We start from the raw sequence: 16797 nt of genomic DNA, 5'->3' as shown, positions 1-16797 counted from the left end.
GCCCAATCGTTGCTGTTTGACATTGGTGGCGTTGCATAATCCGAACATGAGACGCTTGAAATCGACCGTGAACCGTCAGCGACCGAAACAGTTTGCTGAGCAAACGAAAAAAAGCAGAAGCGAGCCTGGGCTCACTCCTGCTTTTCGATGTTTGTGGTTTCGTTTCAACCAGCAATTTTGGTTGCTGGTCAAAACGAAGCGGGGATTAACCCAGCAACGACAACACGTTCCGTGGGTTTTGGTTTGCAAGTGACAGCACGTTGGTACCGGATTGAACCAGGATTTGAGCACGTGTCAGGTTGGCTGATTCTTGAGCGAAGTCAGCGTCACGGATCGAGCTTTCAGCTTCTTGCAAGTTGGCTTTGGTTTCATTCAGCGAAACCATGTTGCTTTCCAGCGTTGTGCTTTGGAACGAACCCAGACGACCACGCAGACCGACCACTTTGCCGATGACTTCGTCGATGACCTTGGCGGCACCTTCGACGTCGTTGGTCAAACTTTTGGATTGGCCACTGCCCAGTTCGTAGAGACGTCCGGATGCTCCGCCCAATTTGCCCGTCGAAACGCTGCCAATCCCCAAGCTTGCTTGCTGGGTGCTGGTCACATCAGGACCCAATTGGAAGGTGGCTCCACCACCGGTGATGCTGAAGCTGAAGTTGGTGCTGCTTCCGTCATCGACGGTCAAGCTCAAATCCAACGAACTGGTGTTGATCGACAGGCTGTTTCCGCTGCCGTTGGCGGTCACACCGTTGACGGTGGCAACCACGTCGTTGCCGGTCGAACGCACGTTGTCGAGGCTCGCCTCGAAAGTTCCGCCGGCACCTTCACTGATGACGTCGATGTTGACCAATGATTCACTGCCGTAAGTGGTCGAGGTGAATTCCAAGCCGTTCGTTGCGTCGGCTTCCACACCGGTGCTGTCAGAAACCAAGTTCACTGCGGCAGCAATCTGATCCTTGCTGGTTCCAGCACCGAAGTTGAACGTTTCGGCTCCGTTCTCGCCGTTGAGCTGGAAGACCAAGTCTGCGTTGAGGGTTTCGCCACCGGTGCTACCGGTGTCTAAACTGTCGATCCCGTCGGCGATGTCGACTTGGGCGTCTGCGTTAGCGGTCACGTTGAAGGCTTGTTCGCCGTCGACTTGCACAGCTTCGATGACCGTTGCCAAAGCGGATGCGTCTTGAGGGGCACTGCTATTGACGGTGACCGTCAGAATCTTTTGATCTTCGTCGTAGGAAGCTTCGTTTGCAGCACCCGATACAAAGTTGATCGAAACGTTGTTGAAGTCCGAACCAAGCGAGGCAGCGTCGATTTGCAGTGCGGCTCCATTGGAGTCAACGGTCGCGGCGGTGGCTGCGGCTGCGGTACCCGGAGCCGTTGCGCCGGTTGCGACAAATCCTTCGATGGAATTGATCGCAGTCTGAATCACTTCCGCGTCGGCATCAGCGTCCACTTCACCAACGTTCAGTGAATCACCTTCGAAGTTGCCTGTGATCGTCAACACGCCGGTGTCTGCGTCGAACGAAGCCTCGCCTGGTCCTGAGGCGTTGCTGTCATTCGTGATGACGATGCTGGTCAAACCTTCGCCAGTGATATCGATGGTTTCACCATTGATAGTCTGTGCGGCTGTTCCAACATCGGGGGTACTGGCAGTTGCGTTTGCAGCCGTTGTGAATCCGGAATCACTGGCGGTTGCACTCGCTTGGGTCGCAGCCGAGTTGATCACAACTTCGACATCGATCTTGCCGGTTTTGCCCAGGTTGGCTTGATCAATGGAGACGTCGCTCACGCTGCTCACGCTACCAGCGGTGCTGATGAAGTCTTGGGAACCGTCGAGCAACTTCCGGCCTTGGAAGGTCGTCGTTTGTGCAATCCGGTTGATGGCTTCCAGCGAACTGTCGATCTGCAACTGGTTGGCAGCGATTTCTTCGTTGCTCAAGGCACCCGAGTTGGCGGCTTCGACGACCAGGCCACGGACGTCATTGAGCAGGTTGCTGACCTGGCCCAGAGCGCTGTCGGCGGTGCTGATGATCTGGCTGGCACGTTGCGTGTTGCTGATCGATTTGGTCAATCCAGTGATTTCGCTCCGCAGGGCTTCGCTGGCAATCAAACCAGCAGGGTCGTCGCTGCCCGAGTTGATTCGAAGACCGGTGCTCAAACGAGTCAAAGATTCTTGCAGGTCATTGTTGCTGCTTTGGAGGCGATTCTGTGCAACCAAAGAAGAAACGTTGGTGTTGATCCGAGTCATGTTATTTATCCCAATGATGGGTTGATGTTGAGTAGAAGGGGTCAACCAGTGGGGTGCCGAAGCAACGGAGTGACCCTGGACAAAGTGCACTTGGCTCTGCGTCCACCTCAACCATGGGACGCGTTTTAGACACGTGCGGGCTGTGCAACCCCAAATTCATTGCCCTCGGAGGAATTCCCTTCCCCGCTTCCGCACAACCGGAATAATCCGCGATCCTCATCATGGAAGGCATCGTTGGGCTGCGATATCATGCACTGGCAGAGCCTGAAAACTCGGCCCATGCGAATCCATTGATTCGCATGCATTCTGGAACCTTTTGGCGAATTTTTTCATGACCGTCCAAATGCAACTCGCTCGGATCATCATTTCCGAGCTGACCGACAATCAAGTCATTTATCTCAAGGAAGTCGACGGCACCCGCCAATTCCCGATCATGATTGGAATCTTTGAAGCCACCAACATCGATCGTCGTGTGAAAAATGACTACGTCCCACCGCGACCGCTGACCCATGATTTGATTGTCAACGTCGCCGAATCGCTGGATGCAACGATCGAACAAGTGGTGATCAGCGATTTGTCCGAGCACACGTACTTCGCACAGCTGCACCTGCGAACCCGAGACGGTGAACTGATCGAAGTCGACGCCCGACCGAGTGATGCCATTGCTGTGGCGGTCACGTTTGATCCCCCCTTGCCGATCTTTGTCGCGGAAGAAGTTTTGGACGGTGCAACCGGAGCAAGCGACGATTGATTCGCCACCTGTGATTCGCCATCTGGCCACGTTGGGATGGCTCCCCTTCGCGTTCTAGCTCACTTCTCCTGGTTCTCGTTCAAGGCCCTCTGTTGCAAACGTTTTCCACCATTGATTCCATGCGCGCATGGTGTCGTCAACAATCCAATCAACAACGAACCATTGGGTTGGTGCCCACGATGGGCGCGCTGCATGAAGGTCATCTGTCGCTCGTTAAGGCGGCAAAGCAACGCTGTGACCACTGCGTCACCACCATCTTTGTGAATCCCACCCAGTTTGCTGCTCACGAAGATCTCGATCTCTATCCCCGACCGCTCGAAGACGACTTGGCCAAACTCCGGCAGGCCGGTGTCGAGGCGGTGTTCCTGCCCTCGGCGGGGGAGATGTATCCTCAACGCGATGGGCAGGTTGCCACCTCGGTTCAGCCGTCCTCCGTCGCGTTGCCCTTGGAGGGCGTGCATCGCCCGGATCACTTCGTCGGCGTGGCGACCGTGGTGTTGAAATTGTTTCAGGCCGCCCCAGCGGATTTCGCGTTCTTTGGTCGCAAAGACTTTCAACAGCTGTGCGTGATCGAGCACATGGTGCGGGATCTGAATCTGCCGACCCAGATCGTTCCCTGCGAGATCATCCGCGAACCGGACGGCTTGGCGATGAGCAGCCGCAACCGGTATCTTTCCGAGAGCGAACGCCAACGTGCACTGTGTCTGTCTCGTTCGCTCCTCGAGGCGGAGCGGGCATTTCGCGGTGGGGAACGGAACCCCCTACGCATGGAGGCCATCTTGGCCGCCAATCTCACGGACTGTGACAGCGTGGACTACGCCGTGGTGGTGGATCGAGAAAGTCTGTTGCCGGTCTCCGACATCAAGCAAAATGCGGTCGCCCTGATAGCGGCTCGCGTGGGCTCCACACGTTTGATCGATAATCGTGAATTGTATGTTGATTGAGAGCCTCCCGACTCGCTGGGTGGGGAAACGATCGCAATCCGTGTAACGCTCACGTTCCGAATGGTTGACCAACGCCCCTGGATCGTCCCCCATTTCTGATCGCATTCATGTCGCCCAGGTCAATCAACCGGGTAGAGTTGTGGGTCTTGTTCAAATTTTGACTTCTGACCGACAGACGGTTATCTGGAAACGGCTTGATCGATGATTCAACGCATTTTGGTGACGGGTGGCGCTGGCTTTCTGGGATCGCATCTCTGTGAACGGTTGGTGCACGACGGGCATGACGTGATCTGCCTGGACAACTTTTTCACCAGCCAAAAGTCGAACGTCGTGCATCTGCTCGACAAGCCCAACTTCGAACTCATTCGGCACGACATCACGTTGCCGATTCACCTCGAAGTCGACCAGATCTACAACATGGCGTGCCCCGCGGCACCCGGGCACTACCAGTTCAACCCCATCAAAACGATCAAAACCAGCGTGATGGGATCGATCAACATGTTGGGGATCGCCAAGCGATGCGGGGCTCGGATTCTGCAGGCCAGCACCAGCGAGGTGTACGGCGACCCTGAACAACACCCGCAAACCGAGTCGTATCGCGGCAGCGTCAATCCGATCGGCATCCGGGCTTGCTACGACGAAGGCAAACGTGTCGCCGAAACGCTGTTCATGGACTACCACCGCAGCAACAACGTCGACGTCCGGATCGTTCGCATTTTCAACACGTACGGCCCGCGGATGCATCCTTTTGATGGACGCGTGGTTGCCAACTTCATCCGGCAAGCGTTGGCGGGAGACGACATCACCATCTTTGGTGACGGTTCGCAAACCCGTTCGTTTTGCTACCGAGATGACTTGGTCGAGGTCATCATCCGAATGATGAATTGCGATGGATTCATCGGACCGGTCAACATTGGCAATCCCCACGAATTCACCATTCGTCAACTCGCTGAAAAGACGATCGCGCTGACGGGATCGAGCAGCAAACTGATCGAGGCACCATTACCGTCCGATGATCCAACGCGACGTCGGCCTGACATTTCCCTCGCGAAAGAGAAGTTGGGCTGGGAACCAAAGATCGAATTGGATCAGGGCCTGCAGCACACCATCGAATGGTTCAAAACCATTCATTTGAGTGACTACCGACCGCCGACACCGAATTTCAGCTGAGCATCCGCTGACAAGTGAGTGGCCGCCAGCGCGTCAGAACAAATTCGCAGGTTCAGCTCGAATCAGCTTGCGAATCGCGATCAGTCCCGCCGCGTTGCACATCAGCAACGACAACGCAGCGACCAGCACCAGCCAGGTGAACGTCATGCGAATGGGAACCCCGGCCAGCGCCGAAGTGATGGCGTACAGCAGCAACGCCGCCAGGACCGAGGGCGGAAATGCAATCGTCGCTAGCAGGGTGGACTGGGTCAGCAGCGTTTTCATCAGAAAACCGGTGCCATACCCCATCGCCTTCAACGTCGCGTACTCGCTGAGGTGAGCTTGGACGTCCGAGGCCAGGATCATGTAGCTGATCACGCCACCAACCACGACGGCCAGCACCACTCCCATAGCGAAGATCATTCCGATTGGCGTTTCGGTGTACCATCGCCAACGTTCCGCCGTTTTGGCATCGTCGATGGTGAGCGCCGTGGCAGAAGAAGCCGGTCCCGCGAGCGAGTCCAATCGTCCGGCAACCATCTGCCGCCCTCGCTCTCGAGTCACACCCTGCGTCAGCCGAATCAACAACAACGAAACCTCTTCGTCGCTGCTGCCGGGAACAAGTTTGCGAAATGTTTCCCGCGTGCACAGCAGCGCTCCGTTGGCGGCCAGTCCCGTGCCCAGGTGGAAGGTGCCGACAATTTTGGCTGGCGTCCCAAAGACATCAGCAACGGTCCCAATGTCTTCCGGTCCGAACTTCACCCCGTTCTGTGGTCCGAAATCAGGCTTGGTTGCATCGTCAACCAGAACGGCGCCTTCGACCAGCAGTTTCCGCCTCATTTCCAGCGTCAGCTCCGGCAAGTCAAAGGCCGGGTGGTTCAAATCGATTCCCATCACCGCAATCGCTCGCGGATCTTGGTTGTTCGGATTGATCCACTGAGTCACGCCGATATCAAGAGGAATCGCTTCATCGACCTCATCAATTGATTTCAACCAAGGGCGCAACTCGTTGCGAGTCTTCGAGGCATCGTAGATGTGCAAGTAATCCGGCGAACGCACCAGCAAGTCACAGGGCATTCGGTCCAGCAGCACCGTCGCGGTGTCACCGACACTGCCGAGGAATCCCAGCTGCATGAACATCAACAGAATCGCGAAACCGATCCCGCAAATGGAGACCACGGTGCGAATCCACATGTGACTGAAGTTGGACCATGCCAGCGACGTTCGCACCACGCCGAAGCGTTTGCGGCGTTTCTTGCCCGACTGCTTGGCAGGCCTCGCAACAGCTGCCGTTTCCGTCACGGCTTCGCTGCCGACGCCATTTCGGTTGACTTTGCTGAGCGTCCGGCTTGGATCTCGACGTCGACCTGCAATTCGATCAGGTGACTGGCGCTCTCAGCATCCCCCGCGTCAATGGCGATCACCACATCGGCGGAGTAGCGATCCACCGCAGCCATCGGGTACGGACTGGCCAACGTGGGAGGGGCGATCAACGAATGAATGCGTTGGACTTTTCCATGCAGCGGGTCCCGCAGGGCGGGTGATGTGATGATTGCGGTTTGTCCGATTTCAACACGGGAGAGATCCGCGACGTTGACTTCCGCCACGCAGACCATTTGCGTCGTGTCCGCCAGATGCATCAAGGCGGAAACGCCGGTTGCTGTCCCGATCGTCGCATCAACGCGAAGCACGCGTCCTTTCGTGGGGGCGACCAATCGTGACGTGGCCACATTGAACTTCAGCAGCTCAATTTGTTGCTTCAACGATTCCAACGAAGCCGATTGTTCGGCAGCGATCAACGACAACTCCGTCGCCCGAATCTCTTGCTCAGCCGAATCGACGCCGAATTGGCCTTCGTCGATGGCCTCTTGGGCATCTCGCAACGCCGATTCGTATCGAGCTTGCGATTCACTGACTTTCAGAGCTTCGGTATCCAGTGCATTCTCTGATACCAAGCGTTGGCGAGCGGGGTCGCGGGAGGCGGATTCCAATTGCCGCAATCGGCGTAGCCCTAAATCGGCAGCTTGTTTGAGCAGGTTCAATTCTCCGCCATCGGCCTTGGAATCTTTGAAACGCTTCTCCGCGTCCTTCAGCTTCGATTCAGCCTGCTTCAGCGACGAACGCGCCACTTGCAGTTTGGCTTCGCCCGCCGCTCGCTCCGCTGCAATCCGTCGTCGAGCCTCGTCCAATTTTGTTTGGGAGATGGTCAGTTCGAGTTGTCGAGCCGGAAGGCTCTCCAGTTCCATCAGCACGGTGCCGGCCGAAACATCCTGCCCGGATTCCACGAAAATTTTGGCGACGCGATCTCCGGGGGCTGCCATGACCGCCAAAATCCCCCCTCGAGGCTCCAGCGTTCCGAGTGCCATGACTCGTTGCAAGGCCACCGTTTGAGTGGGCTTGTCCGGGTTCGTTGAGTGATCGGCACGGCCCGCGGATGGTCCATCACAGCCGCAGATCATCGAGAAAACGCCGATCGCGAGCGTGAGGGGCAATCGGATCATGCCCGGTTGGATCGACCTTGCGGGGATCGGTTGCTTGGCTTGGGGCACGAGGAACAACTGCAGAAACGAGGTGACACGAATTCGGGACAAGTTGCTAAGGTAACGTTTTTCCGCTCCGCCGGGCCATCGCGATTGACGGGTCTGGCACGCAAAATGTCCCGAAAATTCGCGTGAAAATTCCCTTTCGAAACGAAAATCCGACCGCCAAGAACGGAGTCCGTGCGACCGCTTCACGCGGGATCACGCCCGAGATTGCCCTGGATGGCTCCGCTGCAATCGATGTTCGCGGTGTGAATCACTACTACGGGACCGGTGATGCGCGGAAACAGGTCCTGCATGACAACCATCTTCAGGTGCAACCTGGCGAAATTGTCATCATGACCGGGCAATCCGGTTCCGGCAAAACAACGTTGTTGACGTTGATCGGCACATTGCGTCGCGTCCAAGAGGGCCAGTTGAACGTCCTCGGCCAGCCGCTTCACGATTTGTCGCAAACCAACATCGGCTCGCTTCGCAAACGATTGGGCTTCATTTTCCAGGCCCACAACCTGTTCGGTTCGCTGACAGCCTTGCAGAACGTCCGCATGGCGTTGGAACTCCAACCCAACCGCACTTCTCGCAGCGAAGAAAACGAACGCTGTGCCAAAATGCTGACCGCCGTGGGGCTGGGGGATCGAATTCAATACAAACCAGGAGGTTTGTCGGGCGGACAGAAACAACGCGTCGCGGTCGCGAGAGGGTTGGTGCATCAACCCGACATTTTGTTGGCGGACGAACCCACCGCGGCGCTGGATGAAGAATCCGGACGGCAAGTCGTCACGTTGTTCCAGCGTGAGGCACGCGAACGCGGGGTGGCGATCGTGATCGTGACCCACGACAACCGAATCTTGGACGTCGCCGACCGCATCGTGAAGATGGACTTTGGAAAGATCGCCCGCGACACCAATCTGAACGAAGCCGCCGTGCTCGGTGAAATGCTGTCGCAGTGCAGCGTGTTCTCCGGCGTCGCGATCAGCACGTTGACAGAATTGTCACGCAGCATGACTCGAACCGAACATGGACCCGGCGATCGAATCGTGACCTACGGCGACGTCGGCGATCGTTTCTACTTGATCCGCGAGGGCAGCGTTTCCATCAAACAGCCCACCCATCCCGGCGGCGACGATTTTCGTGAGGTCGCGGAACTGACCGAAGGTGCCTACTTCGGCGAAACCGCTCTGCTGACCGGTGAACCTCGTAACGCACACGTGGATGCGAAGACCGAAACGGTGACCTACAGTCTCGACGCGGCCACGTTCGCCGACGTCATGAGCCAGCGCAAATCCATCGAAGAAGAGGTTCGCAGTTCGCTGTTTGCCGAATGACATCGGTGTTGCCAAGCCACTGCCCCCATCCCCGCGTTCGCGGGTTGCCCTCCAACCGCGTTCGCTGGCTTCGTTAAGCAGGTCGGCTGGAATGATCGGGCACAACCATGTGAGCCGTTTGGGCGTTCGCCCCGGTTGCGCGTGAAAACCGTGGCGAACGCCAACGGCTCACATACCCGCTGACACCTGCGTACCTGCTTAAAAACCGCGATCGCGGGGATCCGTCAATCCATCAGCCAAACGACGCAAGGCTTCCGTTTCGATCTGGCGAACCCGTTCTCGGGTCAGCCCAAGCTCCGCACCGATCTCTTTCAGGGTCATGGGTTCGACGCCGCCCAAACCAAATCGCAGCTTGAGAACCGTGGATTCGCGTTCTTCCAAGTCGCCCAGCAAACTCATCGCGTGCTTGAGGATGTCGTGATCGAGCATCTCCTCGTCAGGAGCCTTCAGTCGATCGTCTTGCACCATGTCGCCCAACGACCACCCCGCCTCCGTTTGATCGCTCTGGGGCGTTGAGTTGTTGATCTTGATCGCCTTGCGAATGATCGGCAACTTCTTCTTGGGCAACCCGAGCACACGAGCCACTTCTTCGTTGGTCGGGGTTCGCCCGAGCTCTTCGTTCAAGCGTGCGGTCGCTCGTCGCCATTTGCTCAACAACTCAACCATGTACGCCGGAATGCGAATGGTTTTGGCGGAGTTGATGAGCGCCCGTTTGATGGACTGCTTGATCCAGTAACTGGCGTAGGTACTGAATCGCGTCCCGTGAATCGGGTCAAACCCTTCGACCGCACGCAACAACCCCAGGTTCCCCTCTTCGATCAAATCCTGCAGCCCGAGCCCTTTGCCGGTGTAACCACGCGAGATGTTCACAACCAACCGCAGGTTTGCACGAACCATTTGGTCGCGAGCCATCACATCGCCTTGAGCGATGCGGGCAGCGAGTTCGAGTTCTTCCGCGGCGCACAACAACGGTGTTTCGTTGATTTCGCGAAGGTACGTTTCCAAAGGCGACTGAGCCGCTTCACTTCGGCGTGTCGGCGTTTTGCGGCGACTCTTTTTCAGCAGCGAGAGTTCGTCCTGCTCCAGAGATTCGGATAATGTCATGGGTGGCGATCCGGTCGGGAAAGGGAGGTGGTTCCGACAAATCACGAGTCGATGCATCACTGCGACGAGCTCGTCATCAACCCGAACGCGTTCCCGATGGTTCAGTGGCAAATGGGAGGTGCCAGTGAACGGAACGCTTTGGAGTCAACGACGACAAACGTCATACCAAATGTGATGCCAACAACGACGCGGGGAGAGATCGGTCGGGAGGTGGTCACAAATGGTTTCGACCAATTCCAGCTCCAAAAAACAGAGGTTGTTAAAACGTTCCGCTTGTGCCGACCGGAGCGATGATTCCGGTCCGGTAAAGACCGGGGAGTGGAGGGCCATCCACAGCCAGATGGAGCGCTGGCTGCGAACGAGAGACGCCGCGGTGAGGTGCTCCGTGTGGCAACTTGAAGCGAACAAAAGGATTCTGCTCCGTGAACGACAGCAGAGTCGCAGCGGAGTGAATTTATGCCGCTCAAGACCGATTCCTCGCGAATCGAAATGCAACTATACTGCCGCAATCCTGGCGTCAACAGCCGTTTAATCCCCCCTACAATCTTCCCAAGAGATGCCGATGGACAATCGCAAGAAACTGCTAATCGCTGGAATTCTAACCCTCATCGCCGCTGGGATCGGGTTCGGGGTTCGAGGTGGTTTGCTAGGGATCTGGGCTGGCCAATACGGCTTCACAATGACGGAACTCGGTCAGATCACCGGTGGTGGTTTGGTCGGCTTCGGAGTTGTGATTTTGTTCGCAGGCTTCTTGATCGACGTGATCGGTTACAAAAAGTTGCTGATGGCGGCACTTGTGTGTCACGTTGTTTCGGCAGCGATGCTCTTCGCGGCGACGCCGGTGTTCAACGCCAGCGGCAAGGACGCGGTCTATGCCATTCTCTACTGGTCGATGTTCATTTTCGCGGTCGGAAATGGGATTTGCGAGGCGGTGATCAACCCGCTGACGGCAACCTTGTTCCCCGATCAGAAGACGCACTACCTCAACATTCTGCATGCCGGCTGGCCAGCTGGCTTGGTGCTCGGCGGACTGATCGTGTTTGCCTCCAGCATTGTCGCTTGGGAAATCTTGATGGCGGCGTTCTTGATCCCTGTTTTGATCTATGGGTTCATCGTTCTGACGGAAACGTTCCCGCAAACGGCTGCCCAGGGCGGCAACATCTCTTACGGTGGCATGATCGGTCGTCTCATCGGCCCGTTCTTCCTGATCTTGCTGCTTGCTCACGCTTGCGTTGGATACGTTGAACTCGGCACCGACAGTTGGATCAACAAGATCACCGGCAGCATCCTGAACAGCGAGAGCACCGGAACGACTCTGTTCATCTACACCTCCTTGTTGATGACGATCCTGCGATTCTTCGCTGGCCCGATTGTCCACCGAATTTCGTCGCTTGGTTTGCTCCTGGTCAGTGCTGTCATCGGTGCCTGTGGTCTCTACCTGATCAGCATCGGGACAAACGTTGGCTTCATGTTCTTGGCCGCTTCGGTTTACGCCGTTGGCAAAACGTTCCTTTGGCCAACCATGTTGGGCGTCCTGGGCGAGCGTTATCCCAACAGTGCCACCGTCGGGATGGCGATCATGGGCTGCGTCGGAATGCTCTCAGCAGGTTTGTTGGGCGGTCCCGGCATTGGTTACAAGCAGGATTACTACGCTTCTCAGCAGTTGGAACAAGCCGCTCCGGAAACGTTCGAGCGAGTCAAGGCTCCCAATGAGAACAAGTTCTTGGTCTTCCCCGCCATCACGGGTTTGGATGGAGCCAAGTCCAAGATGATTCAAGACTCGGGAGCCGCGATTGAAGCGGACCGCGAATTGGCTGGCGAAGATTGGGAAGACGCCAAGTACGAAGAACTGCGCAAGCAGTACACTTGGTGGGAAACCAACAAGGAATTCGCGGAGGTCGACAGCGAACCCGTTTCGGTGGCAACGTTGTACGGCAGCCGAATGGCTCTGCGAGTGACCGCGTTGGTGCCTTGCACGATGGCGGTCCTCTACCTGATCTTGCTGGTCGGTTTCAAAGCTCCCAAGCATGAGAATGAAGAATTGGTCGCGGAACTGGAAGCGGAAGCTCCAGCCTGACCCGCGGATGCTCGACCGGTTGAACAACCGGAAGCTTCCCACCAGACTCGCGGGCGGAACTTTGTTTCCGCCCGCGTTTTTTTTGGAACGATCGCTCGCTCCCGCGGTCACTCCATGTTCCTCGTTCCGATTGAAAGTGACGCATGTCCGTTGAAATCACTGCGGTTTATCAAGGTCAACTTCACTGCGAAGCCACTCACGGGCCCAGTGGAACCCAATTGATCACCGACGCACCAACTGACAACGGTGGACGCGGTGCCTCTTTTTCTCCATCGGATTTGGTTGCCACCGCACTGGGGACGTGCGTGATGACAATCATGGGATTGGTGGCGGATCGGCACGAGCTTGACTTGAGTGGAACAACCATTCGCGTCGAAAAGGAAATGGCCAGCACTCCGGTTCGCCGAATTGCCAGCCTCAAAACGCGGGTTGCGTTTCCCGCAGGTTTGGAATTGCAACCCGAGATGCGAGATCGACTGATTGCGGCGGCACGGAAATGCCCCGTTCATCAAAGTTTGCATCCTGACATTGACGCACCAATCGATTTTGTCGACCTAGATTGACAGGCACGGTCTGGTTTCAAGCCATCAATCGGATCATACTGCTGCGACCCGCTTGTCCCGTTTTCTCTTGTTTTGACCGATTCTTTCATGAACCGCAGTGACATCGTGATCACCGGCGTCGGTGTGGTTTCATCGATTGGTTTGGGGCGGGAAGCCTTCACGCAATCTCTGCTTCAAGCGAACAGCGGAGTCATTGAGCTGGTCGATTCCACGGTGGGCGATCGGAATGCAACGGCTCGATTCAAGTTCGAGGAAGGCCATTCGGGAACGACTCAGCCTGAATCTGCGGTCGAGATCGGTGCCCCGATCACCGAATTTGACCCCAAGCAGTACGTCAAACCGCGAAAAGCGTTGAAGGTGATGTGCCGCGAGATCCAGACGTCCTTCGCAGCCTCCCAGATGGCGATCGAGGACGCGGGGCTGGCCTCGCTGCTTCCCGCCGAAGCGGCCGACCAAGCCCAGAAATCTGGACGCATCGCCGTCGAACGAATTGGGACCGTGTTTGGCAGCGAAATGCTGTACGGGGATCCCGAGGAACTCGCCGACGCTTTTGCGGCCTGCAAAACCGAAGCCGATGAGATCGATCGATCCAAGTTTGGCAACGCGGCGATGCGGTCAATCACCCCGCTGTGGATGTTGAAGTACCTGCCCAACATGCCGGCCTGTCACGTTGGTATCGCCGTCAATTCGCACGGTCCCAACAACACCTTGACCGTCGGCGATGTCTCCGGCCCCAATGCGGTGCTGGAATCCTGTGGCTACTTGCGCCGCGGGATCGCAGACATCATGGTCGCTGCCGCGGCCGGGTCGCGGATGAACACCACCCGGACCATGTTCACCGAAGATCAACCGCTCACCGGTGCGTCGGATCCTGTCTGCCGCAGCAGTCGCCCGCACGCGAAAGATGCTCAGGGCATCGTGCGAGGCGAAGGAGCAGCTTGCTTGATCTTGGAATCGGGGGAATCTGCCTTGTCAGGAAATCGCCAGCCAATCGCCAAGGTTCTCGGAATGGCTTCGCGATTCATCCCCTCCGCTGCGTTCGCTGCGGGGCAGTTCACCAGTTCATCGGAAAAGAACGCTGGACGTGGATCCTCCGCCGCGATTGAAATTGCCATTCAAGCTGCTTTGTCTGACGCGGGATTGACCGCCGACGACATTGGGTTGGTGGTTGGACACGGCATGGGCGACCCGGTGATTGACGCTCAAGAAGCTGAGGCGATTACGAAGGCTTTGCCGGGTGTGCCGGTGACGTTGCCCATTGGGTTGCTGGGTCACACTGGCGCAGCGACTGGAATGCTGGGACTGATCGCCGCGGTCGTTGCCGCCCAACAAGGCGTGGCACCGCCAGTGGCTCACGCGTCGGATTGCCCTGAGACTTTGAATGTGGTCGCCTCATCGGCTCCATTGACCCAGCCCAACGTGATTGCCTTGTCGCACACATCCCACGGATCAGCGACCGCGATCATCGTCTCCGCAACTTGAGGAAAAACGCGGTCGCCGTTGTGATATCGACAAACGAATCACGCGACCGCTTCTGATCCGGACTTGAGGCAAATCGGCCAGGTTGTTCGTCGCCAAGGCGTCTGCTCGGCCGAAGTCAACTCAGACAGACGCGTGAGGCGGTCCTCGCGTCATACGAACACGCCACAGCCAAATCAGCTTCGGCCTGTTCGTCTCTGTGCATCCTCCCAATGCCAAGCTGAGCGACGTGATGACAAAGACACGATTCGAATCCATCCTGCGAATTGCCGTGGCCCTCGTGGGCTTCGCTGCCGTGACCTGGTCGGCATCCTCTGCCCATGCCGTCGAAGGCACTGAGCTGACCAGTCGCAAAGCGATCTGGGCCCCATTGCTGCCAACTTATCAAGGCGACTCCGGTGACTCCGTCGGTTTCCTGACCGACATTCGCGGTCATCACCGCTTTGATGGGTACCGAACCAGCGTCGAAGGAAACGTCACTTACGCCGTCTCCGACAACACGGAAATGTACGGCTTCGACGCGATCATTCGTGACACGTGGACCTTTGGTGTTCAGGATTTGTCCGCCGGTACCGGTTACAGCCAAATGGAGTGGAAGCAAGAGATCGGCGACAACGAGCTGGACAACTCCTATCGCGGTGCGGTTGTGGTGGCCGGTTGGGAAACTGCGTTCGGTCGTCGCCCCGTCTGGGTTGACTTGCGTTTGGGACTGTACGACCTGGATGGACAATTCGTCAGCAGCGATGGATTGACGACCGGTTCGAACAACAAGTTCACCACCACGTATGGCATCGATGTCAAACATGACATCTGCGTGTGGGGCATTCCCGGTCGCACCGTCCTCGGGATCGATTACCTGGCCGATTACGCGACGTGGGACGGAGCGAACATGGGCTTCGATGACGCGGTCGTGCTCAAAGCCGGTTTCGAATTGTTGCTGTACTAAGCTTCCAGTGAACTTGCTTCGTCGTTGGTTGGTTGCTCTGGCGTCTCGGTGACGTTGTAGAGATCCAGTCGGCGGTCGTTCCAGTTCTGCACGCTGCCTTGTTCTCGATGTCGGCGTAGCAATTCCAGGTCGACGTCGTAAATCACGACGGTCTCGACATTCGGATTCGCTTCGGCCCCAATGCCCTCCCGGGCGAAGGTGACGTCCAGGGGCGTCAGCACCGCCGATTGCGCGTAGTGAATGTCCGCGTTCTCGCAGAACGGCAGGTTCCCCGTGCAGCCTGCGATCGCGACGTAGACATGGTTTTCGACGCAACGTGCGGCGGCACATGTCCGCACCCGCAGGTAGCCATGTCGATTGTCGGTGTTGAAGGGAACGAAGATCAGTTGGGCGCCCTTTTGCACCGCGATTCTTGACACTTCGGGGAACTCAATGTCGTAGCAAACCTGGATGCAAACCGGGCCACAATCGGTTTGAATCACCTCGATGCCTGGACCGCCAGCGACGCCCCACCATTTCCGTTCGCTGGGTGTGATGTGCAGCTTGTACTGCTTGTCGATTCCCCCGTCTCGGTGAAACAAAAACGCGACGTTGTAGAGTCGTTCGTCTTCGATCACAAAGTGCGAACCGCCAATGATGTTCGTGTCAAACTTGACCGCCAAGTGGCTGAACAACTCCAAGTACTGCGGCGTGTACTCTGCCAATGTCCGCGCGGCTTGTCCCGGTCGCTCATTGGGCAGAAACGAAAGCAACTGCGTGGTGAACAATTCCGGGAACAACAGGAAATCACATTTGTAGTCCCCCGCCACGTCGACAAAATAGCGTGCTTGCTGAGCGAACTCTTCGAAGTCCTTCACCGCTCGCATCTGATACTGCACCGCACCGATTCGCACCGGACGGACGGTTCGGCGGAAACGTCGCTTCCCAGCCGAGACGTAGTCGAGGTTTCGCCATTCCAAGAAGGTCGCGTAACCGCAGCTTTGCAAGTCGGTTGGCAAGTAGTTCGGGATCAAGCCTTGCAGCGAGAACCCGTTGGCGATTTGCGCCGTGAGAACTGGATCGAAGAACGTTTTGTCGATCACTCGGTCAATGTACTCACTCGCCTTCATTTCATCGGCGTGCAAGTGGTAGCCCGGAATGCGGCCGCCAACGATCATCTGCTCGATGTTTCGCGAACGGCAGAGTTCCTTGCGGGCGTCGTACAATCGCCTCGACAATCGCATCCCCCGAAGATCGGAATGCACCATGATTTCGATGCCGTACAGTGTGTCGCCGGTGGGTTGGTGGTTTCGAATGAAACCACTGTCAGCGATCTTCTTGTAGTCGTGCCATTCCAAGTCGTCGTCGTAGTGCAGCAACAAACTGCTGCTACTGGCGACCAGCTTGCCGTCGCACTCGATCACAATCTGGCCTTCTGGGAAGTGCGCCAGTTGGCTTTCGACTTGCTCTCGTGTCCACGGTTGCATGTCAGGGAAACAGGCGAGCTGCATCTCGACCATGGAATCATAGTCCTCCAAACGCATGTTTCGGAGAATCAGTTCACGTTCGAAGTTCGAAACGTCAAAGTCAGGTGTGGGCGTCGACATAGAAGGCAGGCAAAGGACCGAAGAGGAGAAAACGACTCAAAACGAACCGTGCAAAAACGCTGCCACGGAACCACAGCAGCACCACGAA

At 57.0% G+C, this 16797-nt stretch carries 13 protein-coding genes; 8 read left to right on the top strand and 5 right to left on the bottom strand.

Annotated elements, in window-relative coordinates:
- Positions 1–205 precede the first annotated feature (205 nt).
- Positions 206–2245: a flagellin N-terminal helical domain-containing protein gene (locus PSR62_RS16505; RefSeq protein WP_274404109.1), complete on the bottom strand. Its 2040-nt coding sequence runs from the start codon at positions 2243–2245 to the stop codon at positions 206–208.
- 331 nt (positions 2246–2576) lie between these two features.
- Between PSR62_RS16505 and PSR62_RS16500 the strand changes: the two genes are divergently transcribed.
- The 3 genes from PSR62_RS16500 (at position 2577) to PSR62_RS16490 (ending at position 5110) form a co-directional block, all read left to right on the top strand.
- Positions 2577–2996 (top strand): bifunctional nuclease family protein, encoded by a 420-nt coding sequence (locus PSR62_RS16500; RefSeq protein WP_274404108.1) that lies wholly within the window; start codon positions 2577–2579, stop codon positions 2994–2996.
- Between the two features lie 92 nt (positions 2997–3088).
- The gene (gene panC / locus PSR62_RS16495; RefSeq protein ID WP_274404107.1) at positions 3089–3940 is read left to right on the top strand and encodes a pantoate--beta-alanine ligase; all 852 of its coding nucleotides are present in this window, start codon (positions 3089–3091) and stop codon (positions 3938–3940) included.
- Positions 3941–4141: 201 nt separating this feature from the next.
- On the top strand, positions 4142–5110 hold the full coding sequence (locus tag PSR62_RS16490; protein WP_274404106.1) for a UDP-glucuronic acid decarboxylase family protein: 969 nt from the start codon (positions 4142–4144) through the stop codon (positions 5108–5110).
- 33 nt (positions 5111–5143) lie between these two features.
- Here PSR62_RS16490 and PSR62_RS16485 read toward each other — a convergent pair whose 3' ends face one another.
- Both PSR62_RS16485 and PSR62_RS16480 read right to left on the bottom strand, forming a co-directional pair.
- Positions 5144–6283, bottom strand: coding sequence for an FtsX-like permease family protein (locus PSR62_RS16485; protein WP_443217436.1), 1140 nt, complete (start codon positions 6281–6283; stop codon positions 5144–5146).
- A 104-nt stretch (positions 6284–6387) separates the two neighbouring features.
- Entirely contained in the window at positions 6388–7590 is a 1203-nt protein-coding gene (locus PSR62_RS16480) for an ABC exporter membrane fusion protein (RefSeq protein ID WP_274404104.1), read from the bottom strand.
- 170 nt (positions 7591–7760) lie between these two features.
- On the opposite strand from PSR62_RS16480, the gene PSR62_RS16475 reads away from it, so the two are divergent.
- The gene (locus PSR62_RS16475; protein ID WP_274404103.1) at positions 7761–8954 is read left to right on the top strand and encodes an ATP-binding cassette domain-containing protein; all 1194 of its coding nucleotides are present in this window, start codon (positions 7761–7763) and stop codon (positions 8952–8954) included.
- Between the two features lie 198 nt (positions 8955–9152).
- On the opposite strand, the gene PSR62_RS16470 is transcribed toward PSR62_RS16475, so the two are convergent.
- A complete protein-coding gene (locus tag PSR62_RS16470; protein WP_173442676.1) occupies positions 9153–10115 on the bottom strand; it encodes a sigma-70 family RNA polymerase sigma factor in 963 nt (320 codons plus the stop codon).
- Positions 10116–10620: 505 nt separating this feature from the next.
- Here PSR62_RS16470 and PSR62_RS16465 point away from each other — a divergent pair.
- From PSR62_RS16465 to PSR62_RS16450, 4 genes are all read left to right on the top strand, one after another.
- Entirely contained in the window at positions 10621–12135 is a 1515-nt protein-coding gene (locus PSR62_RS16465; RefSeq protein WP_274404102.1) for an MFS transporter, read from the top strand.
- A gap of 143 nt (positions 12136–12278) precedes the next feature.
- Positions 12279–12698: an OsmC family protein gene (locus PSR62_RS16460; protein WP_274404101.1), complete on the top strand. Its 420-nt coding sequence runs from the start codon at positions 12279–12281 to the stop codon at positions 12696–12698.
- Between the two features lie 87 nt (positions 12699–12785).
- The gene (locus tag PSR62_RS16455; protein WP_274404100.1) at positions 12786–14180 is read left to right on the top strand and encodes a beta-ketoacyl-[acyl-carrier-protein] synthase family protein; all 1395 of its coding nucleotides are present in this window, start codon (positions 12786–12788) and stop codon (positions 14178–14180) included.
- Between the two features lie 229 nt (positions 14181–14409).
- The gene (locus tag PSR62_RS16450; protein ID WP_274404098.1) at positions 14410–15123 is read left to right on the top strand and encodes a hypothetical protein; all 714 of its coding nucleotides are present in this window, start codon (positions 14410–14412) and stop codon (positions 15121–15123) included.
- On the opposite strand, the gene PSR62_RS16445 is transcribed toward PSR62_RS16450, so the two are convergent.
- A complete protein-coding gene (locus PSR62_RS16445; RefSeq protein WP_274404097.1) occupies positions 15120–16709 on the bottom strand; it encodes a carbon-nitrogen hydrolase family protein in 1590 nt (529 codons plus the stop codon). The two genes, PSR62_RS16450 and PSR62_RS16445, sit on opposite strands and share 4 nt — an antisense overlap.
- Positions 16710–16797 lie beyond the last annotated feature (88 nt).

Source organism: Rhodopirellula sp. P2, assembly GCF_028768465.1.
GTDB lineage: Bacteria > Planctomycetota > Planctomycetia > Pirellulales > Pirellulaceae > Rhodopirellula.
The sequence above is the reverse complement of the archived record's forward strand: the minus strand, read 5'-3'. Positions and strand labels throughout refer to the sequence as shown.

Excerpts from the sequence above, each read along its gene's own strand:
- PSR62_RS16490 (WP_274404106.1), top strand. The coding sequence starts at position 4,142 with ATGATTCAACGCATTTTGGTGACGGGTGGCGCTGGCTTTCTGGGATCG.
- PSR62_RS16455 (WP_274404100.1), top strand. The coding sequence starts at position 12,786 with ATGAACCGCAGTGACATCGTGATCACCGGCGTCGGTGTGGTTTCATCG.
- PSR62_RS16460 (WP_274404101.1), top strand. The coding sequence starts at position 12,279 with ATGTCCGTTGAAATCACTGCGGTTTATCAAGGTCAACTTCACTGCGAA.
- PSR62_RS16470 (WP_173442676.1), bottom strand. The coding sequence starts at position 10,115 with ATGCATCGACTCGTGATTTGTCGGAACCACCTCCCTTTCCCGACCGGA.
- PSR62_RS16500 (WP_274404108.1), top strand. The coding sequence starts at position 2,577 with ATGACCGTCCAAATGCAACTCGCTCGGATCATCATTTCCGAGCTGACC.
- PSR62_RS16480 (WP_274404104.1), bottom strand. The coding sequence starts at position 7,590 with ATGATCCGATTGCCCCTCACGCTCGCGATCGGCGTTTTCTCGATGATC.
- PSR62_RS16505 (WP_274404109.1), bottom strand. The coding sequence starts at position 2,245 with ATGACTCGGATCAACACCAACGTTTCTTCTTTGGTTGCACAGAATCGC.
- PSR62_RS16465 (WP_274404102.1), top strand. The coding sequence starts at position 10,621 with ATGGACAATCGCAAGAAACTGCTAATCGCTGGAATTCTAACCCTCATC.
- PSR62_RS16485 (WP_443217436.1), bottom strand. The coding sequence starts at position 6,283 with ATGTGGATTCGCACCGTGGTCTCCATTTGCGGGATCGGTTTCGCGATT.
- PSR62_RS16450 (WP_274404098.1), top strand. The coding sequence starts at position 14,410 with ATGACAAAGACACGATTCGAATCCATCCTGCGAATTGCCGTGGCCCTC.
- PSR62_RS16445 (WP_274404097.1), bottom strand. The coding sequence starts at position 16,709 with ATGTCGACGCCCACACCTGACTTTGACGTTTCGAACTTCGAACGTGAA.